The sequence below is a fragment of the Mucilaginibacter humi genome, from assembly GCF_013087555.1.
The window spans coordinates 1-23,190 of sequence record NZ_JABFCR010000021.1 but is presented as its reverse complement, the minus strand read 5'-3'; the positions used below and the strand labels follow the sequence as shown (position 1 = coordinate 23,190).

Annotated in this window: 26 protein-coding genes and 4 pseudogenes; 9 read left to right on the top strand and 21 right to left on the bottom strand. The window is 44.8% G+C overall.

Going from position 1 to position 23,190, the window contains the following annotated elements; all coding sequences use genetic code 11:
* The first annotated feature begins 1 nt into the window (after position 1).
* The 6 genes from HK413_RS06025 (at position 2) to HK413_RS06000 (ending at position 4,122) form a co-directional block, all read left to right on the top strand.
* The gene (locus HK413_RS06025) at positions 2 to 361 is read left to right on the top strand and encodes a hypothetical protein (RefSeq protein WP_175269505.1); all 360 of its coding nucleotides are present in this window, start codon (positions 2 to 4) and stop codon (positions 359 to 361) included.
* Between the two features lie 149 nt (positions 362 to 510).
* The gene (locus HK413_RS06020) at positions 511 to 1,092 is read left to right on the top strand and encodes a hypothetical protein (RefSeq protein WP_175269504.1); all 582 of its coding nucleotides are present in this window, start codon (positions 511 to 513) and stop codon (positions 1,090 to 1,092) included.
* Positions 1,014 to 1,955 carry a hypothetical protein gene (locus HK413_RS06015; RefSeq protein WP_175269503.1) on the top strand — a complete coding sequence of 314 codons (942 nt, stop codon included), beginning with the start codon at positions 1,014 to 1,016 and terminating at the stop codon, positions 1,953 to 1,955. Before HK413_RS06020 ends, HK413_RS06015 begins: the two co-directional genes overlap by 79 nt.
* Positions 1,922 to 2,281: a carboxypeptidase-like regulatory domain-containing protein gene (locus HK413_RS06010; protein WP_175269502.1), complete on the top strand. Its 360-nt coding sequence runs from the start codon at positions 1,922 to 1,924 to the stop codon at positions 2,279 to 2,281. The genes HK413_RS06015 and HK413_RS06010 overlap by 34 nt, the downstream gene beginning before the upstream one ends.
* 2 nt (positions 2,282 to 2,283) lie before the next feature.
* Positions 2,284 to 3,135: a hypothetical protein gene (locus HK413_RS06005; RefSeq protein ID WP_175269501.1), complete on the top strand. Its 852-nt coding sequence runs from the start codon at positions 2,284 to 2,286 to the stop codon at positions 3,133 to 3,135.
* Positions 3,136 to 3,351: 216 nt separating this feature from the next.
* The gene (locus HK413_RS06000; RefSeq protein ID WP_175269500.1) at positions 3,352 to 4,122 is read left to right on the top strand and encodes a DUF4382 domain-containing protein; all 771 of its coding nucleotides are present in this window, start codon (positions 3,352 to 3,354) and stop codon (positions 4,120 to 4,122) included.
* Between the two features lie 70 nt (positions 4,123 to 4,192).
* On the opposite strand, the gene mgrA is transcribed toward HK413_RS06000, so the two are convergent.
* The 8 genes and pseudogenes from mgrA to HK413_RS17005 all read right to left on the bottom strand — a co-directional run bounded on the left by mgrA (position 4,193) and on the right by HK413_RS17005 (position 9,348).
* A complete protein-coding gene (mgrA, locus tag HK413_RS05995) occupies positions 4,193 to 5,182 on the bottom strand; it encodes an L-glyceraldehyde 3-phosphate reductase (protein WP_175269526.1) in 990 nt (329 codons plus the stop codon).
* Positions 5,183 to 5,216: 34 nt separating this feature from the next.
* Positions 5,217 to 5,690 (bottom strand): hypothetical protein, encoded by a 474-nt coding sequence (locus HK413_RS17025; protein WP_246229912.1) that lies wholly within the window; start codon positions 5,688 to 5,690, stop codon positions 5,217 to 5,219.
* On the bottom strand, positions 5,687 to 6,175 hold the full coding sequence (locus tag HK413_RS17020; protein WP_246229910.1) for an alpha/beta hydrolase: 489 nt from the start codon (positions 6,173 to 6,175) through the stop codon (positions 5,687 to 5,689). The genes HK413_RS17025 and HK413_RS17020 overlap by 4 nt, the downstream gene beginning before the upstream one ends.
* Positions 6,176 to 6,181: 6 nt before the next feature.
* Positions 6,182 to 7,102 carry an alpha-L-fucosidase gene (locus HK413_RS19430; RefSeq protein ID WP_262886807.1) on the bottom strand — a complete coding sequence of 307 codons (921 nt, stop codon included), beginning with the start codon at positions 7,100 to 7,102 and terminating at the stop codon, positions 6,182 to 6,184.
* The gene (locus HK413_RS19425; protein ID WP_262886806.1) at positions 7,057 to 7,950 is read right to left on the bottom strand and encodes an alpha-L-fucosidase; all 894 of its coding nucleotides are present in this window, start codon (positions 7,948 to 7,950) and stop codon (positions 7,057 to 7,059) included. The genes HK413_RS19430 and HK413_RS19425 overlap by 46 nt, the downstream gene beginning before the upstream one ends.
* A 32-nt stretch (positions 7,951 to 7,982) precedes the next feature.
* Entirely contained in the window at positions 7,983 to 8,165 is a 183-nt protein-coding gene (locus HK413_RS17015) for a hypothetical protein (protein ID WP_317169335.1), read from the bottom strand.
* A gap of 197 nt (positions 8,166 to 8,362) precedes the next feature.
* Positions 8,363 to 9,037: pseudogene (locus HK413_RS17010) on the bottom strand (Gfo/Idh/MocA family protein); the annotation flags it as partial.
* A gap of 53 nt (positions 9,038 to 9,090) precedes the next feature.
* Positions 9,091 to 9,348 carry a twin-arginine translocation signal domain-containing protein gene (locus HK413_RS17005; protein WP_246229906.1) on the bottom strand — a complete coding sequence of 86 codons (258 nt, stop codon included), beginning with the start codon at positions 9,346 to 9,348 and terminating at the stop codon, positions 9,091 to 9,093.
* A 213-nt stretch (positions 9,349 to 9,561) separates the two neighbouring features.
* Between HK413_RS17005 and HK413_RS05975 the strand changes: the two genes are divergently transcribed.
* The 3 genes and pseudogenes from HK413_RS05975 (at position 9,562) to HK413_RS22025 (ending at position 11,369) form a co-directional block, all read left to right on the top strand.
* On the top strand, positions 9,562 to 10,176 hold the full coding sequence (locus HK413_RS05975) for a hypothetical protein (RefSeq protein WP_175269499.1): 615 nt from the start codon (positions 9,562 to 9,564) through the stop codon (positions 10,174 to 10,176).
* A gap of 127 nt (positions 10,177 to 10,303) precedes the next feature.
* Positions 10,304 to 10,897, top strand: coding sequence for a Ca2+-dependent phosphoinositide-specific phospholipase C (locus HK413_RS17000; RefSeq protein WP_246229905.1), 594 nt, complete (start codon positions 10,304 to 10,306; stop codon positions 10,895 to 10,897).
* Positions 10,891 to 11,369: pseudogene (locus HK413_RS22025) on the top strand (Ca2+-dependent phosphoinositide-specific phospholipase C). Before HK413_RS17000 ends, HK413_RS22025 begins: the two are co-directional and overlap by 7 nt.
* A gap of 86 nt (positions 11,370 to 11,455) precedes the next feature.
* On the opposite strand, the gene HK413_RS05965 reads toward HK413_RS22025, so the two are convergent.
* From HK413_RS05965 to HK413_RS05910, 13 genes and pseudogenes are all read right to left on the bottom strand, one after another.
* On the bottom strand, positions 11,456 to 12,577 hold the full coding sequence (locus HK413_RS05965; RefSeq protein WP_175269498.1) for an AI-2E family transporter: 1,122 nt from the start codon (positions 12,575 to 12,577) through the stop codon (positions 11,456 to 11,458).
* Positions 12,578 to 12,725: 148 nt separating this feature from the next.
* On the bottom strand, positions 12,726 to 13,748 hold the full coding sequence (locus tag HK413_RS05960; RefSeq protein WP_175269497.1) for an LLM class flavin-dependent oxidoreductase: 1,023 nt from the start codon (positions 13,746 to 13,748) through the stop codon (positions 12,726 to 12,728).
* Positions 13,749 to 14,283: 535 nt separating this feature from the next.
* Positions 14,284 to 14,706 (bottom strand): hypothetical protein, encoded by a 423-nt coding sequence (locus HK413_RS05955; RefSeq protein WP_175269496.1) that lies wholly within the window; start codon positions 14,704 to 14,706, stop codon positions 14,284 to 14,286.
* A 42-nt stretch (positions 14,707 to 14,748) separates the two neighbouring features.
* On the bottom strand, positions 14,749 to 15,054 hold the full coding sequence (locus HK413_RS05950) for a hypothetical protein (protein WP_175269495.1): 306 nt from the start codon (positions 15,052 to 15,054) through the stop codon (positions 14,749 to 14,751).
* An 864-nt stretch (positions 15,055 to 15,918) separates the two neighbouring features.
* On the bottom strand, positions 15,919 to 16,308 hold the full coding sequence (locus tag HK413_RS05945) for a hypothetical protein (protein ID WP_175269494.1): 390 nt from the start codon (positions 16,306 to 16,308) through the stop codon (positions 15,919 to 15,921).
* A gap of 2 nt (positions 16,309 to 16,310) precedes the next feature.
* Entirely contained in the window at positions 16,311 to 16,658 is a 348-nt protein-coding gene (locus tag HK413_RS05940; protein ID WP_175269493.1) for a hypothetical protein, read from the bottom strand.
* A complete protein-coding gene (locus HK413_RS05935) occupies positions 16,655 to 17,770 on the bottom strand; it encodes a hypothetical protein (RefSeq protein ID WP_175269492.1) in 1,116 nt (371 codons plus the stop codon). The genes HK413_RS05940 and HK413_RS05935 overlap by 4 nt, the downstream gene beginning before the upstream one ends.
* A gap of 518 nt (positions 17,771 to 18,288) precedes the next feature.
* On the bottom strand, positions 18,289 to 18,576 hold the full coding sequence (locus HK413_RS05930) for a hypothetical protein (protein ID WP_175269491.1): 288 nt from the start codon (positions 18,574 to 18,576) through the stop codon (positions 18,289 to 18,291).
* A gap of 107 nt (positions 18,577 to 18,683) precedes the next feature.
* Positions 18,684 to 19,769, bottom strand: a pseudogene (locus HK413_RS05925) (serine hydrolase domain-containing protein); the annotation flags it as partial.
* A 140-nt stretch (positions 19,770 to 19,909) separates the two neighbouring features.
* Positions 19,910 to 20,356: a serine hydrolase domain-containing protein gene (locus HK413_RS05920; protein ID WP_175269490.1), complete on the bottom strand. Its 447-nt coding sequence runs from the start codon at positions 20,354 to 20,356 to the stop codon at positions 19,910 to 19,912.
* A gap of 431 nt (positions 20,357 to 20,787) precedes the next feature.
* Positions 20,788 to 21,495: a hypothetical protein gene (locus HK413_RS22020; RefSeq protein WP_394353138.1), complete on the bottom strand. Its 708-nt coding sequence runs from the start codon at positions 21,493 to 21,495 to the stop codon at positions 20,788 to 20,790.
* A 113-nt stretch (positions 21,496 to 21,608) separates the two neighbouring features.
* Positions 21,609 to 22,446: pseudogene (locus tag HK413_RS22015) on the bottom strand (UxaA family hydrolase); the annotation flags it as partial.
* 121 nt (positions 22,447 to 22,567) lie between these two features.
* Positions 22,568 to 23,053: an alpha-L-fucosidase gene (locus tag HK413_RS05910; protein WP_175269524.1), complete on the bottom strand. Its 486-nt coding sequence runs from the start codon at positions 23,051 to 23,053 to the stop codon at positions 22,568 to 22,570.
* Positions 23,054 to 23,190: the final 137 nt, after the last annotated feature.

Here is a 23,190-nt window from a genome sequence, read left to right as displayed (position 1 = left end):
AATGACCAAGCTGGGTGCAACGCGTAAGCAATATAATCCTAATGTTGTCAACATATCGCCAAAGGGATTTAATAAAGTGCGCGAGTTCTATTCGCCGCGATATGACAGGCCGGGCGAGGCAGCCAAACTACCCGACCTGCGCAGTACAGTATACTGGAACCCGTATTTAAAAACCGACGCGGAAGGCAAGGCATCATTTAACTTTTTTAATGCCGATGGCCCGGGTAATTACAAGGTAGTGGTTGAAGGCATAAACGCCGCCGGCGAACTGGGCAGGCAGGTTTATAACTACACGGTCGAGGAGGGCCCGGCTACTACAACGGGTTTTACGCGCCCCCGGCGGAGGGTGTTAGGCAACTAACAGCCCCGCTGGATACTTTTAACAAGCATTATCCGGCCGAGAAAGTTTACCTGCATACTGATAAGCCATATTATAACCTGGGCGACACGCTTTGGTTCAAGGCCTATTTGGTTGATCGCGTAAACTTAAGCGCGTCTCGCCTTAGCGGCTTGCTGTATGTTGAACTGGATAATGATAGTTCGCAAATGGTACGTCGCGTTAGCATAAAAGTTAAAGAGGGTGTTGCCCGGGGACAGATACCGCTGCCTGCCAGTATTTTTAGGGAAGGCGGCTACACCCTGCGCGCCTACACCAACTGGATGCAAAACTTTGGTGAAGATTATGTTTTTAACCAGCGTTTTTATTTAGGCATACCGGCAAAGGAATCATGGCTGGTTAAGTCGGCTGTAAATGTTAGCCGCGTTGCTGATAAAGATGTAGTAAACGTCGATCTTAAGCTGACTAAGACCAATAATTTGAATTCGCCGGTTGCTTTAAAGAAGGTTGATGTAAGGATCTACGAAGGCCGGTATTACCTGTATAAAGAGGTAATGCAAACCGGCATTGATGGCAGCCTTAAATTTAGCCAGGCGCTAAAAGCTAAGGTAGACGGACGTATATTAAGAGCACGGATACAAAGTCTTGAAAAAGGCGAGACCGATAAAATTATCCGGTGCCGCTTACCATTAACCGTAACCAAAACATCGACCTGCAATTTTTGCCCGAGGGCGGTAATTTGGTTAAGGGGTTAAAATCTACCGTCGGGTTTAAGGCCATTGGCGAGGATGGTAAAGGCACACCGGTACTGGGGGCTATCTACAATAGCAAAGGCGACGAGATTGTTTCGTTCGCCACTATCCATAACGGTATGGGCAGCTTTGAGTTTACCCCAAAAGCCGGCGAAGTTTATACCGCACGGTTAAGCAAGCCCGTTATAAAAAGCTTCGAGTTGCCTAAAATAAGCGCTGTTGGCACAGTTATGCATATCAACAACCCCAAGCAGGGCGACGCATTAAACGTAACTTTACAAGGCACCAATAGCCTTACTACAGATACTGCCTGCTATTTAATAGGCACATCACGGGGCGCGGTATACTATACGCAAAAAGTCGACCTTACGCAACCTGCCCTATCGGTAGATAAAAAGCTGTTCCCTACCGGCATTGCGCGGTTCACGTTTTTTATAGGCAAAAGGCCGCTCAATGAACGGGCCGTTTTTATTGATAACCACGACCAGCTAAATATTACCGTAGCTACAAATCATCCCACTTACCGCAAACGCGATAGTGTTAGCCTGACAATAGCCGTAAAAGATAAAAGCGGGCTGCCTGTACAGGGTAATTTCTCGCTGGCTGTAACGGATGATTCGCAGGTCAGGGTTGACAGTTTAGGTAACTATGGTATTGGCGCCAGTTTGCTCATCAATTCAGAACTGAGAGGAACTGTGGAAGCTCCGGGCTATTACATCAACCGTAAAGACAAACAAGCCCGGGAAGCGTTGGATAACCTGTTGCTTACGCAAGGCTGGGTGGGTTATAGTTGGAAAAATATGTTTGCCCCGCTAAAAAGCCGGAGTTTATCATGGAGAAAGAGTTTAAAATTACCGGGCAGGTAACCAACCCGGTAAGCAAACCCATACCTAATGCTCCGGTAGTTATCTCATCACAAAAACCAGCCTTTATTGCCTCAACCAATGCCGATGCTAATGGAATATACGAGTTTAAAAACCTGCCGAAGATTGATAGCGGATCGTTTTTCTTACAGGCCAGCCGTAAAGAAGGTAAAAAACTAACCTTTGGCAAAGTTACTGTTGATAAATTTAAAGCCTTGCCCATTCCGGCTATGGTTAGGGACGCTATATTGCCCTGGTACGTTAACACCGACAGCACGCAGCTAAACTATGTAAGACGCGTTATCGAAAAACAAGACGAAAAAACGTAAAAATGACTGGCATTGTATTAAAAGAAGTAAAGATAAATGCCAAAAAGATAATTAAGGGCACACTTAACCGGTTTGGCCCCGGTAATGCCGACCTGATATTTGATGAAGAGGATATAAAAAAATCGGCCACCACAAATCTTTATGAATTACTACAGCAAAAGATACCCGGTTTTAGAGTGCTCGGTTCGCATGACATTCTTTTTAGGGGACGTCTCCTTACAATACCTATAATTAAATTTGGTATTTATGCAGTTGATGTGCGTATAGATGGCTGGCCATTAACCGTAGATGTTGAAACCGGCAGCACTTTTCCGTTGAAGCCGACGACGGTAGGTGGCGGCGGTGAAGATGGGTTTAAAACTGACGATCTTATCGCCTGGGATCTATCAAGCTTCCATGATTATCTACCATTAACTGCTTCACCAACAGTAGATGCCTTAAGTGAATATAAACTACCGGGTATTATTGGTGTTGAGGTTGCCTATAACCGTAAATATACTAACAGGATCTACCCCCGCCCGCCGATGTTTGATTTTGCAGTGATTGAAATTACCACTAAAAACGGCGTGGGCTGGTACAGACAAAGGCCTCCGGGTATGGTTACCTATCGCCCGTTACCGATACTGCAACCGCAGGAATTTTACAGCCCGCGTTACAAGGTAGCTCCGGCTGTAATAGAGCCCGATTACCGCTCAACCATATACTGGGAGCCAAGCATCAGCACCGATCAAAATGGCAAGGCTAAAGTCTCATTCTATACATCGGACATTCTGGACAAATACACCATTAAAATTGCCGGGATTGATGCCACGGGAGGTATTGGAGATGGGACATTTAAATTAAAAAGTAAATAAAAATAACCTAAACCTTAAACCAAACAATAGTTGTAGTAAAAAGCCGGATTTTGTCCGGCTTTTTTTTATTACCGCCTATCTCATTACCTATAGCGAGTTGCCCCCATCGTTTATTCATCGATACAAAACCTGTATTCATCGATATGGTACCCCCTATTGGCAAGGTTAGTGGTGAACTGACCTTAATTAATGCTTATATCTATAAATAAAATTATTATGAAAAAATTAATGTTCTTATCAGCGGCTCTATTAGGTTTAGGGCTGGCATCTTGCAAAAAAACCGATTCGGGCGCCGGCTCGTCAACGTCACATGTCACCGTAAAAATGACTGACGCACCGGGTGCCTACGATGCTGTTATACTAAGTATAAAAAGTGTAGTTGTGGTTACTGCCGACGGCGAACACACCCTTAATGTTGGTGGCGGGCCGATAGATATCCTGCGCTTTCGTTTAGGTAAAGATACCATACTGGCCGAACAGGACATCCCGGCCGGAGCCATACAACAAGTGCGGTTGGTATTAAATCCCACCGGCAACCGGGTAGTCATCAACGGCACCTCGTATGACCTGACAACTCCAAGCGGCCAAACATCGGGCGTTAAATTAAACATCCACGATAACCTGGTAGCAGGTGTTGGCTACACTTTGCATCTTGATTTTGATGCCGGTCAATCTATCGTAACCACGGGTAGCGGTAAATACATTCTTAAACCTGTTATCCGCGGTTTTGCCGATGCTATATCAGGTGTGCTTACCGGCACCGTTAGCCCCGCGATATCATCTCCTAAAGTTTTAGCCATTATGGGTACAGATACAGTTGGTGCAGTTGCCGACGCCAATGGTAAATTTTATTTCCCGGGCCTTCCCGCCGGATCGTATAACGTAACGTTTTTACCTGTCAGCCCTTATGCAATGAAAACCGTTACGGGAGTAACAGTGAGCACCGGGTCTGTAAAAGATATGGGAACTATAACCATAACACAATAATTACCCCTTAATAACCAACAAAGGCCGCCCCGATGGGGTGGCCTTTGTCATTATAAATTTTATATCGAATCTATTTCAAGATCTCGTCAATTAAATCCAGCTCCTCTTTACTGAATTTGGTATTCTCCGGGCATTTTAACGAGTCAAGCAGCTGTTCAGGTTTGCTGGCGCCTACCAGTACCGAGGTGATGCGATCGTCCTTTAATATCCATGACAGTGCCATGTGCGCCAGTTTCTGACCTCGTTGTTGGGCTATGTCATTTAGCTTTTTAACTTTTTCTATTTTATCAGGCGTGATGCTGTTTTCGGTAAGCGAGTCGCCAACTTTCAGGGCCCTTGAATCTGCAGGGATACCTTTCAAATATTTATCGGTTAACAAACCCTGCGCCAATGGCGAGAACGGGATACAGCCTACGCCCTCTTCTTCCAGCACGTCTAATAAACCACCTTCAACCCAACGCTCAAACATGGAATATTTAGGCTGATGAATAATGATAGGCGTGCCCATTTGCTTTAACATTTGGATAGCCGCTTTAGCTTCAGGTGCTTTATAGTTGGAGATGCCCACATATAGCGCCTTACCCTGGCGAACGATCAGGTCCAAAGCAGCCATGGTTTCTTCCAGCGGTGTTTCCGGGTCGGGGCGGTGATGGTAGAAAATATCCACGTAATCCAGTTTCATGCGTTTAAGGCTTTGGTCAAGGCTTGATACCAGGTATTTCTTGGTGCCCCAATCGCCATAAGGGCCGTCCCACATGGTGTAGCCCGCTTTTGATGAAATGATCAGTTCATCGCGATGGTCCCTGAAATCGGTGTGCAATATCTGTCCGAAATTTTCCTCGGCCGATCCCGGCGGCGGGCCGTAGTTATTAGCAAGGTCGATATGCGTAACGCCGTGATCGAACGCGGTTTTAAGGATGTTACGGCTATTTTCCATAGTATCGTAACCGCCGAAGTTTTGCCATAAACCTAACGAAACAGCAGGCAGCTTTAAGCCACTTTTGCCGCTGCGCTTATAAGGCATTGAATTGTATCTTTCTGGTGATGGTTGGTAAGACATTGTTGTATTGTTGTTTTTATTACGAGTTTGCTGATCAGTTCCCCTCTTGAGAGGGGGCGAGTAAGGCTGTGCGGCTGCAGGGGTGTGCCCTTCGCCCACGTATGACACACCCCTTCCCCCTCTCAAGAGGGGAATCGCACAAGGCCTTTGCTTTTGTTTTATAAGGTTTACTATGAAGGGTTTGCCTTCTTAAAATAATTGCTAAAAAACAGCAAATGATACTGTATTGAGTTTGCCCAATACTGCGAGGTATGCCCCCGGGGCGTGCTGTAAAATCATGCGGGATATTACGCTCTACCATTTTATCGTGCAGTATGCAGTTTACTTTGTAAAAGAAATCGTCGGTACCGCAGTCAAAGGTAATAGCTAACGAGTTTGGTTTGATCAGGTACAGCTGGTTGGTTACCGCTGTTTTCTCCCAAAGCTCAGGGTTATCGGCATATTCGCCCAAACGTTTCGACATATCCCAATTATTAGGGAACGGGCGGATATCCACCCCACCGCTCATGCTGCCCACCGCGCCAAACAGGTCCTGGTGACGGATAGCCAGTACATAGCGCCCTGCCCGCCCATGCTCAGGCCCGAAATTGCACGGCCGGTTTTATTTTTAATGGTTTTATAGTTTTTGTCTACGTAGCCTATCAGCTCTTTAGTGATATAGGTTTCGTACTGAAATTTAGGGTCCTTCGGGCTGTCCCAGTACCAGCTGGTAACGCCGCCGTCGGCACAAACAATCATCAGGTGATATTGGTCGGCCAGTTCGGCAATGCCTTTGTTAATACCGTAATACTGTTTGTAGTTACCACCTGCACCATGCAATAAATAAACCACCGGGCAGGGTTTACCGGTTTCATAGTCGGCAGGCGTAATAACTACGGCTTTTATTTTCTTCTTCATGACATCGCTATACGTTTCAACCGTATCAACTTTTGCCGCTTTTACTAACGTTGCCGATAATACAAAGCACGCTATCAGCAATAAATATTTCTTCATGTGTTATTAGTTAACAGGTTTAAAAGTAAGGGCGCGCAGGTTAATATGCTGCCAGTTTTCGGCAACCGGGGTTATGGTGATAGTGTTTACTCCTGGTTTATCAATCCTGATCTGCCCTAAATTGTTTACCTCATATTTACCATCATTACCGGTGGCTTTAGCAGTTGCCTTAACCGACTGATCCCCCACAGAAATAATAAAGCTATTGCCTTCGCGCATAGCAGCTATAGGTGCTTCTATGCTATACAATCCCGGTTTGGTAACTTTAATTTGCCATGATACTGTTGATTTTGCGCTGGTCCAGTAACCCAAATTTGGCGGGTTATGCTCCGACTGTACGCCACCTTTAGTATCAGCATCAACAGGGCTTAAAACAAATGATCCATCAGCATTGGCCGAAGGAATAACGTTCTCCACATCGGGCTTGCCTTTGATGGTTAATTTAATAACCGTAGCGTTCGGATCAAGCGCTGCAGCCGGAACAGTAATTGACAAACCATCGGCCGTTTTGCTGAATTTTAATGCCGAGCCGTTAGCTAATGACTTAGCTGATATGGCCTGGTTTTTCAGTCCGGCTAATAATAATTTGCCATCTGTCGGCCAATCAAATACACTCAGGTAAAGTATGGTATTGCCGTCGGCAGTTTCTTTAGTTGTGGCCCTGCCCCACGGCAGTTTTTTAAACGGACTGGCGGTAGTAGCATATATAGCTTCGCTGTTTACTTTCATCCACGCGCCGATATCCTTCATACGCTCAATGCTTTCATCAGGTATTTCGCCTGTTGATTTTGGGCCGACGTTTAACAGGTAGTTGCCACCTTTCGAGGCTATTTCGATGAGGTTGCGGATCAGCATCTGACTTGATTTCCAATGGTGATCATTTACCTTAAATCCCCGGTATCGTTCATGGTCATACAGGTTTCCCAATGGCGGCCCGGGATGCCCGTTGCCGGGATATATTGTTCGGGCGTTTCCACGTCGCCCTCAACACCACCACCTAAACGATTGTTGGTAACCATATTGGGATGCGCCTTAACCAACGGCAAAAATTTAGCCGCGCGCTCCTTGGTCATGTTGGTAGGTACGTCCCACCACAATTCAGCCACATCACCATAATTATTCAAGATCTCTTTTACCTGCGGGATGGCCACTTTATCTATATAATCATCAAAACTACCATCCTGCTTTTTATCCCAATGTCCGCCAGCAGCTGCGCCGCCCGGGTTGGTCCAGTCATTGGCCTGCGAGTAGTAAAAGCCCAGCTTCATACCTTGTTTACGGCAGGCATCAGCCAGCATTTTTATAACGTCCTTACCATAAGGGGTACGTTTTACAATGTTCCAGTCGCTTGCTTTCGAGTCGAACATCGCAAAGCCGTCATGGTGCTTGGTAGTGATAACAATGTATTTCACGCCGGCATCTTTAGCCATTTTCACCCATTTATCAGGATCATATTTTGTGGGGTTAAAATCCTTTGCGTAAGCCTGGTAAGTATCCACCGGGATCTTGGCATCATGCATCAGCCATTCGCCTAAATGATTAGAGTTTTTACCCTCATAAACACCGGCGGGTACACTGTATACACCCCAATGTATAAACATCCCGAAACGGGCCTTGTTCCACCATGCCATGCGGTCGGTTTCGACAACGGCATGTTTTTTAACAACCGCCTTTTTAGGCGTTTTATCTTTAGGCACATCAGCATTGGTAATGCCGGCATTTAACATAAAAGCAGCAGCCAAAAGGCCACTGCTTAAACCATAATATTTTTTCATTTATTCGGTTAAATTTTGGTGAATATTTAGTGCTACTTAGCAGTAAAATTAAACTTTAGGCGCCCATCCCGTTCGTAAGTACGGCTCCATAATTTTTGTGCTTCCGCATCATTAATAATGTGCGCGTTTTTAGGATCAAGGTGCAAATCGCGGCCAACGCGCCATGATATATTACCCAACTGCATAGCAACAACGCTCTTATAGCCCAACTCCACATCGCAGTTTGGCGCTTTGTTTTCGCGGATACTTTCCAGAAGTTACCCACGTGCTGCGCATCCATACCCGTGCTTGGGCTGGCGGTGTTACGGCCCTGTATACCGGCATCCTCTACCGGTCCTCCTTTTTTAATTTCTTTCACCAGTTTACCGCTTTGGTCGTATATGGTGTAATTCTCGCCGTCAGTGTTCAGGCTGCCGTTATCACCATAAAATATTACGCCGCGCTCGGCACCTTCTATCTTCATACCGTTCGAGCTGCGGTTCTCCCACATCAGCGATACACGGCCCGGATATTCTAACGTTACAATTTGCGTATCAGGTGTTTCCCACTCGTCCTCGAACTGGTAACGGCCACCTACTGATGAAACACGGGTTGGCAGGTCAACACCTAAACCCCAACGTGCCAGATCCACTTCATGTGTACCATTGTTTAACGCTTCGCCGGTACCATAGTGCCATTTCCAATGCCAGTTATAATGCACCAAACCATCCATATAAGGCTTACGCGGTGCAGGGCCCTGCCATAGTTCATAATCTAACCAGCTTGGTACAGCTGCCGGTTTATAATAATTTGCTTTACGGTTGTTGGTATACCAGGCTTTGGCAAAATATACGCGGCCAATAACACCGTCATGTAACTCCTTAACGGCTTGTATAGCCAACGGCGACGAGCGGCGCTGTGCGCCCATTTGCACTACGCGTTTATATTTACGGGCCGCGGCTACAGCCAATTCGCCTTCGTGCGGGTTATGGCTCAGTGGTTTTTCAACATATACGTGCTTGCCTGCCCGGCAACCCATTATAGCCATTGGCGCGTGCCAGTGGTCGGGTGTGGCTATGTATATGGCATCAATATCTTTATCAGCCATCACTTTGCGTACGTCGCCCTCGCCTTTCGGGGCATCGCCTTTACTGGCTGCGGCTACTTTTTCTGGGTGATGGGTATGGTGCGCGAATCCACATCGCATACGGTATTTACCAGGCAATTTGTCGCCTTTGCAAACGTGGTACACATACTGCCGCCGCGGCCGTTAAGCCCTATTATAGCTACGTGGATACGGTCATTAGCGCCTATTATACGGTTGTAGCTTTTGGCCGTAAAGCCAAAAGTACGGCTGCCTAATGCCAGGCCGCCGGTAGTAATAGCCACCTTCTTAATGAAGTCTCTTCTTTTTTCCATGGGTGTTGGAATAATTGGTTTTGTTTAATTAGTTTGGGTAACTAAGTTACAATTATTTCAATACGATGGTTAAAAATTGGTTAAGGTGATTTGTAATAATTTGGATATGGTTTGTATAGTGATTAGAGGTTGGTGATTAGAGATTAGTTGAAGCGGCAAATTCTAACCTCTAACCTCTAATAACCAGTCACTGCCGATTTAACATTTATTAACATGTACCGCCGTACGCTTACTGTTTTTGGCGCGTTAAACTATTTGATCAAACTAAACATTATGAAAACACAGACATCAAAATTATTAATTACCGCTTTAACGGCTTTAACCTTATTTATTTGCACTAATGTTAACGCGCAATCTGTACCAAAAAGCAACTGGCGCTTCGGCGTAGGTGTTGATGGTTTATTGCCCGTGGGTAACACTGCCAACACTTTAAATTTTGGATTAGGCCTTACACCAAGGTTACAATACGGCCTGTCTGACAAAGTTGCGTTAACCTTTACCAGCGGTATTTATCACTTCTTCCCAAAAACAGTTACTTACCCTGCTACGGGTAGTTTCCCCGGCTTTACAACTAAATACAAATCGGACATCATCCCGGTAAAAGTAGGCGCTAAATTCTTTATGGGTTCCAACTTTTATTTCGGGGCCGAATTTGGAGCAGGGTTTGAAGTGGCCGAGGGCGGTGGATCTGTTCACTTTATTGCTGCCCCTTCTATTGGATACGCTACTAAAAGATGGGACATCGGCGCCCGTTATGAAAACCTGAGCGGCAACGGTTATAGCGACGGTATTATAGGCTTGCGTGTAGCTTACGGCTTTGGATTATAGCAGTGCCATTCTTTCCTGTCTCGACAGAAATCCTTTAATAAGGCTCCGTTAAGACAGGAAATAATTAGTCATTAATAGTTTATTAATATTAAAAGCTTAAATATGTGCCGGCTAATAAAACACTGATATGAAATTACTATTCGGCACTCTACTCTTATTATCTTTACCGTTAATGCGTACTGACGTAGGCGCAGACAATATCCCTATCAATAAGATCCAGATCATTGGCTCGCATAATAGTTATAAAAAAGCTATCGATCCGGGTTTGTTTAAACTGATGCTGGCGAAGGACCCAAAGTCGTACCGGATAGATTATGAGCATATCCCGCTGGAAGATCAGTTGAATATGGGCCTGCGTAACACGGAGATTGATATTTATGCCGACTCGAAAGGCGGTAAGTACGCGCATCCTAAAGGTATGGAGTACGCGCCCAATCAACCCGCTTTTGATGAGAAGGGCGAAATGAACGAACCCGGTTTTAAGGTGTTCCATATCATTGAATACGATTATCGCAGCCATTGCCCTACGTTTAAAGATTGCCTTACCCAGCTAAAAAACTGGAGCGAGGCACACCCCGGCCATAACCCGGTATTTATCACTTTAGAAGCCAAAGACGATCCGGAAAGCAAAGCCGCTAATGTGCCCGAAACCTTTACCCCCGCCCTGTTTGATGAGTTGGATAATAACCTGTTGAAATACCCGGGCAAAAACATTTGCTGACACCCGACGACGTTCGTGGCAAAGCCGAAACGCTGGAAAGCGCCGTACTGACCAAAGGCTGGCCCACTTTAAAACAGGCCCGCGGTAAATTTATTTTTGTGCTTGATGATCAAAAACGTAAACGAAACCTGTACATGGCCGGCCATCCATCGTTAAAGGGCCGGGTGCTATTTGCCAATGCCGACCCGGCACACCCGAAGCGGCCATGCTGATCCGCAATAACGCTAAAAGCCCTGAAATACCGGGGTTGGTAAAGAAAGGCTATATCATCCGCACCCGTGCCGATAGCGATACCGAACAGGCCCGCACCAACGACAGGTCATATTTCGAGGCCGCCTGCAACTCGGGCGCGCAGATCATCACTACTGATTATTATCTTAAAAGCACGCATTTTAAATCAGACTACTCGGTATTTTTTGATGGGGCGAATAAATACTTCAGGTATAACCCGTTGTTTCAAGAGGGTAAGTAAATTTTGCGGCCTGACCGCGTAGACTCACCCGGTCTACGCCGGAAGGTAACAAGTTATCTCAACGGACTTGGTTCAGGGCCAACTGCCTATTCGGTGGCGGCGACGACTTTTTTCCGCCTCCAGCGGGTGGCCAGTCTGTTTTGTTTCTTTTCTTCATCGCCCAGTATAATGCCCCGGGGTTGAAGGCCTTCTACGCGGTCGAAAATGATCTTTAACACAGCGATACAAGGGATAGACAGGAACATGCCGGGGATGCCCCAGATCATTTCGCCGGCAAATACCCCAAGTACGGTAATTAAAGCATTGATCCTCACTTTCGACCCAACTACCAGCGGCAGTAAAACATTACTGTCTATAAGATGCGTTACAATGAGGGTAACAATCACCCAAACAGCCTGCGTGGCATCCGGCGAGGTGCCCAGCGTAACGATTGCGCTTAGAACTAGCGCGGTGAAAATACCTACATAGGGAATAATGTTAAGCAAGCCGGTAAGCAGGCCCAGCAGGATGGCATATCTCACGCCCATGCAGGTAAACACCGTACTCACCCCTATGGCCACAATACCCATCTCGACAAGTAACCCGATTATGTATTTACGGATCATATACTGTACCTGCTCCATGATCTCATATACGGTAGCCTTGTTTTCTTTCAGGAAAACAGACTCCGTGAACTTCATAATAAGCGTACGGTACAGTAGAAAGAAAAACGTATAAATAAACGTAAACACCAGGAACAAAAGGACAGCTGATACCGATAATACCGTTGCGCCTACCGCGGCCGTATCCGGCGAAAGCACTTTGCTGGTTGCCTCATTAGCTACCCTAAGCTGTTTGCCGCGGGTAATATGGAAATTATCCTGCACCCAGCCCCTGAACTCCCAAAGCGAACTTTTGATCTGTGCCTGAAATTGAGGCCACTCTTTAAGCAGGTCGGCAATTTGCGAACCGATAAAATAGATCAGTGTACCTATAAAAGTAACCAGCAATACTACCGCCACCATGGATGCCGCGCTCCGGGGTAAGCGTAATTTATATTCTAAAAAAGCCGCAACCGGCAGGAGTAATATGGAGAATAAGCACGAAAAAATAAGCGGGGCCAGTATTTCCTTTGCAATAATTATGATGAAACCCATTGCAAGCAAGCTGAATAATACGGCGGCCAGCTTGATATAAAAAGGGAAACTGTTAAATGCTTTAAGGTCCATTGTAATGTTGATTTAACGATGTATAAATATACACCGCGATCTATGAACATCCTAAAGTGATTTTAGTTTGCCGGGTCCCGGATCTGGCAACCTCAGGGTCTCCGTTGGAAGAACCTGAGGGCACGGAACCGGCAAACTGTGTTGACTTTTATCGCCAGCCCAAAGCAGGTGCAACATGCTCTAAAATAGCCGATAGCACGTGCACATTGTAATCAACGCCCAAAGTGTTTGGTATCGTTAGCAATAAGGTGTCGGCTTCCTGTATGGCTTCGTCCTTGGCTAATTCTTTTATCAGCACATCCGGTTCGGCGGCATAGCTCTTGCCAAATACCGCGCGTTTATTGGGTTCTATGTTACCAAAGCTGTCCTGCGCTTTCCCCTGCTGCCCGAAGTAAAGCCTGTCCTGATCGTTTACCAGCGCAAAGATAGAGCGGCTTACCGATACCCTTGGTTCGCGCTGGTGCCCTGCCTTCTTCCGGGCTTCTTTAAATAACCTTATCTGTTTAGCCTGCTGAATGTGCAGCGGTTCGCCGCTTTCATCAAATTTAAGGGTCGAACTTTGCAGGTTCATGCCGTTCTCGGCGGCCCAAACCGCAGTCGCGTTAGAAGCAGCGCCCCACCAAATGCGTTCGCGCAGGCCCTCCGAATGCGGCTCGAGGCGCAACAGGCCCGGCGGGTTGGGGAACATCGGGTATGGGTTAGGCTGGGCAAATCCTTCGCCTTTTAATTTATCCAAAAACTCCAACGCTTTTTGGCGCCCCATATCGGCATCGTCCCGGCCTCCTTCAGGTGCATAGCCGAAATAACGCCAACCCTCGATCACCTGCTCGGGCGAACCGCGGCTGATGCCCAGTTGTAACCGGCCTCCCGAGATCAGGTCGGCAGCGCCGGCATCCTCCACCATATACATGGGGTTTTCATAACGCATATCTATCACACCGGTGCCAATTTCTATTTTGCTGGTTTTGGCCCCGATAGCCGACAGTAACGGAAACGGAGATGCCAGCTGCCGTGCAAAATGATGTACCCTGAAATAAGCGCCATCCAAACCTATTTCTTCCGCGGCTACCGCCAAATCAATCGACTGCAGCAAGGTATCGCCCGCGGTACGGGTTTGATACGCGGGATGATCAGACCAATGCCCGAATGATAAAAATCCTATATTCTTCATCAATGCTTAATGTTTACCAGCAAATGTAAACATCCCGGCGGTGTGTGGTGGTCATGGTTGGGTAATAATGATTCGCGTTGGCTTTACACATGGGGATTGCAAATCGTCTATAATCTGGTCCGGGATTACAAATCTGGACCAACAGGTTGTCCCGCTTTAATTTATACTCATCTTCCGAAAAACAATGGGTATAAAGAAGCAAAAACTGGTTACTCCTATTAAGTGCCATAAAAATTCTTTAAATGTAAACCCCGCTATAGGTACTATAATTAAAAAAGAAACGACATATCTATTAAAACGCATATCATCCCTTGCACAAACAAATTTAATGTCTTGTTCTTGAAGAATACATCTTTAAGAATTAGGTAAACAACCGCTACCATTAATACTACAACAAATGAAACCAACAAAACAGATAAAAAATCTCTTTTATATAACGGTTCTATAAATATGCGTTGAGAAATATATAGAGTTGCGGTGCTAAACAAGCTTATTATTATTACTGAAAGTAAAAAGGCAATTATTTTATTCATATTTAACATCCTATTCGTCTTTTTAACTCTGCCAAACTAATTCTTCCTTCTAAATAATCTTTCACCAAATTATAATTAGGCCTGGCGATATAGTTTTTCTTACCATAAAATTCGGCATGACCACCATGGTTGTTTATATAATTGATCATGTTACTTTGCATAGCGGTCCACAATTGATCGGTTCGACGAAAACCATTAAAAAGAGTATTCCCCACAACAAATATCCAATCAGAAACGCGATCAACTCCCATGGTGTAAAAAGTGTATGAGCCCGGATTGTTCGGATCAGGATATATTCCAAACTCCCTGTTCCCTGAAACTGGGTGATTAAGATCAAATGGTGAAGTCATAGTAGAAAACTTGAAAAAGGTACCATTATTATTACTTTGATAATCAGATTCTATAACTGTACCATCATCTGCCATTTAAGCCTGTGGTCGGTGTTATCACCGCACCACTTGCAGTATTTATATATGCTCCATATAATACGTAAGTATATCATTTGGTTTATTGGTTAGGTAATATGAGGCCGATGAAAATTTATAATCCTCCGGCAATTCAGTTAAAGTTGCTTTTACCGGGTTGTTATGTATAGAATCTAACTTTTCTTCTAATACAGCTCTACTATACATAGTTGCAGTGTATGGTCGTCTTTCCCAAAATTGATACTGTCTATCGCCCTGTGTGCTTAGGTAGTTGGCAAGTTCCGCAGGGTAATTAATTAAAATAAATTTGAGTTGCTGTGCTGTAAACTTTGTGAAATGTTGTTGCACATTTTTTCAAGCCAAGCCGGTTGTTTGCACCACAATATATGAATATGGTTTGGCATAATAACGTATGCATATAACCATATTCTACCGTCGGCAACTAAAAATGATAAACTATCAAGAATGACCTGTTTGCGTTGGTCGGTGCTTAACAATGGCTGCCAATTTAAGCATGTTGCTGTAAAAAATTCAATGCCTTGCTGCATACTGCAATATACCTACTTTCCAGTAAAGTGGTGCGGTGATAACACCGACCACAGGCTGAATATATTATGGTCTTTCGTTATTAATACCTTGGCTCGTAAACTGCTGTACCTATAACAGGTTGTACTAAGATTGTATTAGGTTCAGCAATCATTTGTTTCGCAACATCATTATATATTTTTGCTGTTACATCTGAATAAGTATAAATTCTGGAGCGGGGTATTTTACAGTTTTCTTTCTTATTTTCTATAGTAAAGCAAAACCAGAGTTTTGTTATTTATCCTGAGTTCCCTCGCAAAACTATATTTTTTCAAGTAGGCAAAACTGTTTATCAGATCCGGGGTAGTATCTTCATTTATAAGTTGATAACTGGCTATTCTACTATTTTTATCAATCTTACATTTGATTATAGCATAGTACCAGTTACAATCATCCGCTATGCTTTGTGGTACTTTATAGGTTTTCCCTACAAAACGTTCAAAATCGTCAAACTTGTTTTTTGTCCGATTTGAAAAAAAGCTAAAACAGAGAGCAATAAAATAATTAAACTTTTCATTTTGATATTAGTAGATTCCTCCTTGCTATCGGAAGTCTTTGACTACATGGGCAATGTCACTTCGAACGACAAATATTATAAATCTGAAATAAGAGGAGGAATTACATGTATCATTTTATATTTAATTTCATGCCTAAGAAATTATACAGATATGGGATAAATATGCTATGCAATCCAACGGTTGTAACGTTGATAAAAATTGCCCTAGAATCAAAACCCGCTGCTAAAGTAAGCGGAAGTGACCATAAAGCAATCTCAAATAAAAAACAAAACGCTGCCTGCTTAAGTAAATTATTTGCGTTACCCGGAAATATGATTTTAAATAACAAATAGGCATTGTATGTTATAAACAATAGACCATAAGCATAAGCTAAGCTACCGCTAAACGACAACGTATCATGTGGAACAGAAAAAACTTTATTGTAAATTATGTACAATATAGTTCCACTAAAAAAACCAATTATTCCTATGGTTACTACATATCTAATAAAAACATTCATTTTTAGCATCCTATTTTGCTTTTTAATTGAGCTAAACTTATTTTCCCGTTTAAATAATCCTTAACTAAATTGTAGTTAGGACGGGCAATATAATTTTTCCTTCCGTAATATTGTGCATGCCCGCCGTGTGTGTTAATATAATTAATCATATTACCTTGCATCGCCGTCCATAACTGATCGGCACCATTAAATACTGTATTAAAAGTATTTATTGTAGAGAAGAACCAATCAGAAGTCCTGTCAACACCCATAGTATAAAAAGTATATGATCCCGGATTGTTTGGGTCAGGATATACACCGAATTCTCGATTACCTGAGACCGGGTGATTAAAATCAAGCGGTGAAGTCATAGTAGAGAACTTAAAAAAGTCCCATTACCATTACTCTGATAATCAGATTCAATAACAGTACCATCATCTGCCATATCGATATGTACAATAGCGCCAACAGATGCCGCCCCATATTGATAAAACAATTGAGTTTCATTTACTCCAAAGGCAACATAAGGACTAAAATTGGCTTGTCCTGATGTGAAATTATTCATGTTTTGTCTAAAATACTCAGTAAGGGTCGCCATATTCATCCCTGTTGGCATTGAGGTAATTTTAATAGGAAAAAAATCACTGTTTAAAATTTTACCTGAAGCATTTTCTAAACTCTGTAAATAGAAAGGGTCTATTGTTTGAAATTCTGAGGAAATAGCCTGTAAATTATTTATTCGGTTTAATAATGATTGGCTTAGATGAAAACTAGCAACATTTTGATACATGTTTCCAAAGTTATTGTAGGCTGCAAGTTCTAAAAGTTGTAAACTATCACATTCTATTAAAGATTCTAAGTTTTCATCTGATAAGCTATCTATTTTTGTACTTGGTGTTGGAACATTCACGACACACTGCTGCTGCGATGGTGGATTTGGCGGTGGAAATCCCGGATCACCCGGCCCATCTGTGGGTTCTTCACCCGGAGGCGCATTGCCGTTAACTTGTAAATGGACAGCGTTTACAACGGTGCCCGGCGGGCACTGCGGCGGTACAGGGGTACTATTACCACCGCTGCCGCCAGAAGAAGAGCCGCCTCCGCTGCTGGGCGGTGGATCCTCTCCACCTTCATATACAATACAAAACGAATTTGACACATATTGATCTGTTACCCTGCCATTTGTTGTTATAGTGGTAATAATATCATAACACTCTATGCCAATATTGTTATTTGTTTTTAGTTTTACATTTTGTGTGCGCTGTAACGATGACTGTTGCGGTTTTAGCTGTTGCCCATTTTTAAAACGGTAACCGTTTAAGTAACGGCCTTTTGCTGTATAGTATAAAACTAAGCCGCTAAAATTAGTATCGCGCTTATTATAAGTATTGCGTGCAAGTTTGCTTAGGTCGCCTTTTAAATAATCTTCATCGCCGATAATAGTCATAATGTAGGCATCATATTTCCCGTTGGTTTTGATCATTAAATAGGAGCTTAGGCTTTGCTCGGGCTTGTTAAGCTCTTTATTATGATCGCTATTTTTTAATACGGCATTAAACTTTGCTGATGCATCCAGCGGTATTTCAATTACATCGCTATTAAATCTTTTATAATGTCGCGGCTTTTGCCAATCGGGTTTTATTTTCTGACTTGCATCATGATCATTAACGCTGTTAGTCTGCAAGCTTGATTTATCAATTTTATTAACAGGATAGGCTTCGTTATACCAGCTTTTGGCTGCTGATACTTCCGGGTCGGTAATTTGGCTATCGATATCATTTCCGTTAAAATTCTTTTTACAGCTATGAATTACAAACAGTAAAAGGCAGGTTAGTAATACGGCAGAAAGTTTAAACAATAGTTGTTTGTGAGGGAAATCTTTTTCATGCGATAAGGTTAAAGTTATTAACTTATACGGTTTAGGTACCGGTATTGTTAGGCAAGATATTAAACCATTAGAATATTAGCAAAAATTATTTCGCACAATCTTCTGTTTATCCATCAAAGAAACGCCACCACCAACTGTTCCCACTCCTTTTCCAAAGATACATCAGGGCGGGTACGCTGTGCCTTGCTGTACCAGTAGTCGGCATTCCAAATATCGCCCTCTTTACGGTGCAGGTAGGCATGCACCCGGGCCGATTGCCGGTCTGTTAGCTGATCAACCTGTGCATGCGCTTCGTGCCAGTCGCCTTTGCCATCATACCAAAGGCTTCTTAGCTGTACCGACAGGCCGCCGGCTGGCTGGTCTGCGTTTAATGAGGCTTTGAATTCGGTTAAAGTTTTCATAGGCGTTGGATGCGATACTGCCCGCGCAAGGCCGACGTTATAAATCGCCTAAAAATACAAAAAAGCCAGTTAACCCAGCAGAAGTAACGATCAAACATTCAATTGTGCTATAGCTTCCTGAATAACAAGCCGGACGTATCACCACTGCTCAGTTCAAATCCGGTAATCTTGTTTTTGGTGTTTCGCCTGATAATTAGGTGACTTAAAAAATCATACCCCGGGAACAAGTTATCCGGACCAAGCAGGGCGACCTTTACGGGATCATGGTTTTTGTTGCTGATCCATAACTCATTTTCTTTCAGTTCGATCTTAAAGGACGATTCCAGTTCGTCGGAAAAGTAAGTACCTGTATAACCCGCCAAAAGTGATCTGGATAAGTGCACCTCTTTTACACGCGCCATTTTAATGGGCGTTGCCAATACCGGGCTGGATAGACCGGCCCAAGCCGTTTTAGTCTTCGGATCGGTAGTGAACCGATATTTGACGGATGAACGAGCGGCCATGTGAAACAGACCGGGAGCTTCTGCAACAAGCTCCGCGTTCCCATTGATGTACAGCTTTTTGGCCTTATAGGTAACGGCAATCTTGTAGCCGTTGGAAGCAACGTAATTACCTGCCCATTGGGTCAGTTCGGTAGCGTCACGGATAACCATAACCGGCGCGTCTTCGACCATAGCTGTGGTATTTTTCTTTACAGAGCTGTCAGGGACAAAGAGCTCCGCCAGTTGGTTGATCTTGTTATATACTTCCGCGTCTCCGTCGTTTCCAAATATCAGGAAGCCCGTTTTTAATTCAGGATATACGGCGATGATGGTACGGTAACCCGCCAGGCCGCCGTTGTGGACCAAGCGTATATGCCCGCGGTCCTGCGCCGAGTTGATGCCCATGGCATAGGTAATTTCCTTTCCGTCATTAAGTTTGCCGGGCGTAGTCATCAAAGCGACGTCCTTTAGCGTACCTGCTTTAGGCTGGTAGAAGTTCATTACCCATTTGGCCATATCCTCGATGTTGGTAAATAAACCACCGTCGCCAAGGGTATAAACATTTTGAACGGCATTCTGAAAGGCACCCTGGTTCTTTCCGTAGGACGCCGCCCGGTTTTTTATTACCGTCCCGTAATCATCAATAAAAGTACTTGAATTCATAGCCAGCGGTTTAAAGATAGCGGAATCGGTATAGGCCCTGAAACTTTTCCCGGTGACTTTTTTACGATCTCGGCCAGCAGGATGTAGTTAGAATTTGAATAGGAAAATTTCTCCCCGGTGTAAAGTTTAAAGAACGTTGTTTTTAAGCAGGTAAATGGCCTGTTCCCGGCTAAGCATACCATCGCCGTTCAAGCCAAAAACTCAGAAAGCCCGATGTCATCCCGGATACCACTGGTGTGGTTCAACAGGTTCTTTACGGTGATCTTCCTTCCACCAAAATCGGCCATCCGGGGCAGATAAGTATGAATGTCGTTGTCGAGGTTTACTTTTCCAGCGTTAGCCAGCATCGCTATAGCGTAGCCCGCAAATTGCTTCGATACAGAACACATGTAGAAAATGCTTTCAGGCGTATTTGGAACGCCGTTCTCCGGGTTGGCCAAACCGAAACCTTTGGCGTAAACCAGTTTATCGCCCCGGACAATCCCCGCGACGCATCCCGGCGCAGTATTATTATTCCACTTGGCAAATAGCTGGTCAACCTTAGCGGTAAGGCTATCCGGCAATGTTTGTGCGTTTGTAGCGCTAACGCTAAAAAGTAAAGCGCAAAAAATTAGTAGTGTGTAAGTTTTTATCATCTACGTTAAAGACGCTTGTTTATAAAAATAGTTACCATGAAAATTGACTTCTGGGGTTAGTTGGGATTTGTAATGCCAGATTAAAGTTGTTGCGATCTCTGGATCAACGTGTGGAATTGTGGATGAGATTGCAAATCCCCGTAGAGTGGTCCGGGATTGTAAATCCGGACTAACGGTCAACATAAACTCAAAGATAATATAAACTTGTGTGTTAAATGGTGACGCTATATTGTCAGTCAGGCTGTTTCGCGTATTTTACGTGTTCAAACAAATAAAATTTTCGACATTCAACTCACTATCAACAGGTTAAATGCAAAATCTTGTTTCATTTTGTTTCACGATTTTTCTGCAAACAGCTATCTGTCAACCTATTAGGTCAAAATCTTGTTTCACCTGTTTCATTTGTTTCACACGCGCGTGAAACAAAACACTTACAAGGACACGCCGCGTTTCCGGGGGATGAAGTCGTCCTGCCCTAACTGCACCGACTTCGGCTGTACCACACCGCTGGCAACATCTATCACGTAGTTTAAAATGCGTTCGCCAACCTGGTCGATAGTTTCGGTGCCTTCTATGATGGTGCCGCAGTTAATATCGATGATGTCGGGCATCTTGTCGTAAATGCGGGTGTTGGTTGATAGCTTGATAACCGGGGTGATGGGGTTTCCGGTTGGCGTACCCGGGCCCGTAGTAAACAACACCACGTTAGCCCCCGATCCTACTTCGGCCGTTGTGCTCTCCACATCGCTGCCGGGGGTGCATAACAGGTTAAGGCCGGGTTTGGTCACCTTCTCAGGGTAATCCAGCACCGCTGCCACAGGCGAGTTGCCGCCCTTTTTAGCCGCCCCTGCCGATTTGATGGCATCGGTAATCAAGCCATCCTTAATATTTCCCGGCGACGGGTTAGCGTAAAAGCCCGAGCCATCTGCCTCGGCACGGGCGCTGTAGGTGCGCATCAGGCTGATGAACCTTTCGGCAGTAGGTACGTCGACACAGCGGTCGCTTAGCTCCTGCTCTACCCCGCAAAGCTCAGGGAACTCGGCCAGGATAACGCTGCCCCCGGGCTCACCAATACGTCGGACACATAGCCCAGCGCCGGGTTTGCCGAGATACCCGAAAACCCGTCGGACCCGCCACACTCCAACCCGATACAGATCTTGTTGATCGGCGCGGGCCGGCGCTCCTGCCTATTGGCTTCTATTAAGCCCGCGAAGGTCCGCTTCAGCGCTTCCTGCATCAGGGTGCTTTCCTTGCCTATCTTCTGCTGCTCCAGCATAATCAGCGGCTTGCTGAAGTTAGGGTCGCGTTTCTTTATTTCGTCTTCCAGTATGCTGATCTGCGCGTGCTGGCAGCCCAGGCTAAGCACGGTAGCGCCCGCCACATTGGGATGGGTGATGTAACCGGCTAACAGTCCGCACAGCGTCGCTATCGCTCTTGGTACCGCCGCAGCCCATATCATGGGTCAGAAACTTAATACCATCTATATTAGGGAACAGCTTGTTTGACCGCTGCTCAACCGAATCTGTCTGCAGATCCGCATTCAAAATAGCCTCAACTGAGTTACCTGTTTGATATAGATCGATCAGGCTATCCACTTCGTTCTCATAAGTCTTAGCCTTGCGGAAACCTAGTTTCTCAACCAATGCGTCCTTCAACACCATGATGTTGCGGTTCTCGCAAAACACCAAGGGTATAACCAGCCAATAATTAGCCGTCCCTACAGATCCGTCCGCGCGGTGATAGCCTAAGAAAGTCCGTCCTGCAAATTTGTCCACCTCGGGCTTATGCCAGTCTAACTTGCGCTCGCCCAGTTTAAAGTCGCTGGCAGCGTGGTGTATGTTCGCGGTAGTGATAGCAGCGCCTTTAGCAATTGGGCCGTTTGTTTTGCCTACCAATACGCCGTACATATAAATTTCGGCACCGGCGGCAAGGTCGGTTATGGTAAACTTATGCTTGGCGGCTACGTCGGTTAGCAGGGTTATGTAATCGCCGTTAAAAGCAACGGTGGTTCCGGCGGTTATATCCTGTAAAGCAACCAGCACATTATCATGCGGATGTATCTGTAAAAACGTATTGATGCGGTCTGTCATCGGGAGTAATGGTTATTTACTTTCATTGAAAGCGTCGGCTAAATTAGCTAATCTTTTATAGCAATTATATAATCAAAGGGTTAAAAATAGCTGCAATTATGCAATCGATGCAGGTAGCCAACTATTTCAAATCAAGCTCAATTACCGGTATCTCATAAAGGGGTTTCTTCTTTGGTAGCGTTACAACCAAATCACCATCATTGGCTGTTGATGGCTTATTTATAACCTCTGAATGGTCATTTAACAGCTGCGAATACCTGATCTTTCCATTATACCCCGGCAGCACCAGTTTACCATCAGCCGGATAAGTAAACAGGTGGACGTAAAGCTTTTTAGCAGCCGCGTTATAAGTCAGCTTTGTACCTTCGGGCACAGTGTAGGTAGCTGGTGCATAGGTACAATTGTAAATGGCTTTGCTGTTGGCATGCATCCAGTAGGCCATGCTGTCCAAAGCGTTGGTTGCACGGTAATCAAACTCGCCGCGACCTGTTGGCCCTACGTTTAAGATAAGGTTACCGCCATTAGCAGTTGATGTGATTAACAGATCCAATAACTGGCGATGTGTTTTCCAGCTGTTCTCATCGCGGTAATAGCCCCATGAGAACAGCTGGAAAACACATCGCCGTTATTGGACTCCTGTTAATCACATCAGCTGCTAATGGCGGTAACCTTATCGCAAGCAATAAGGGCCAACAGGTCGCGGCGAGTTTGATTACCAGTGTGGCAGCATGGCCTACTGGATGC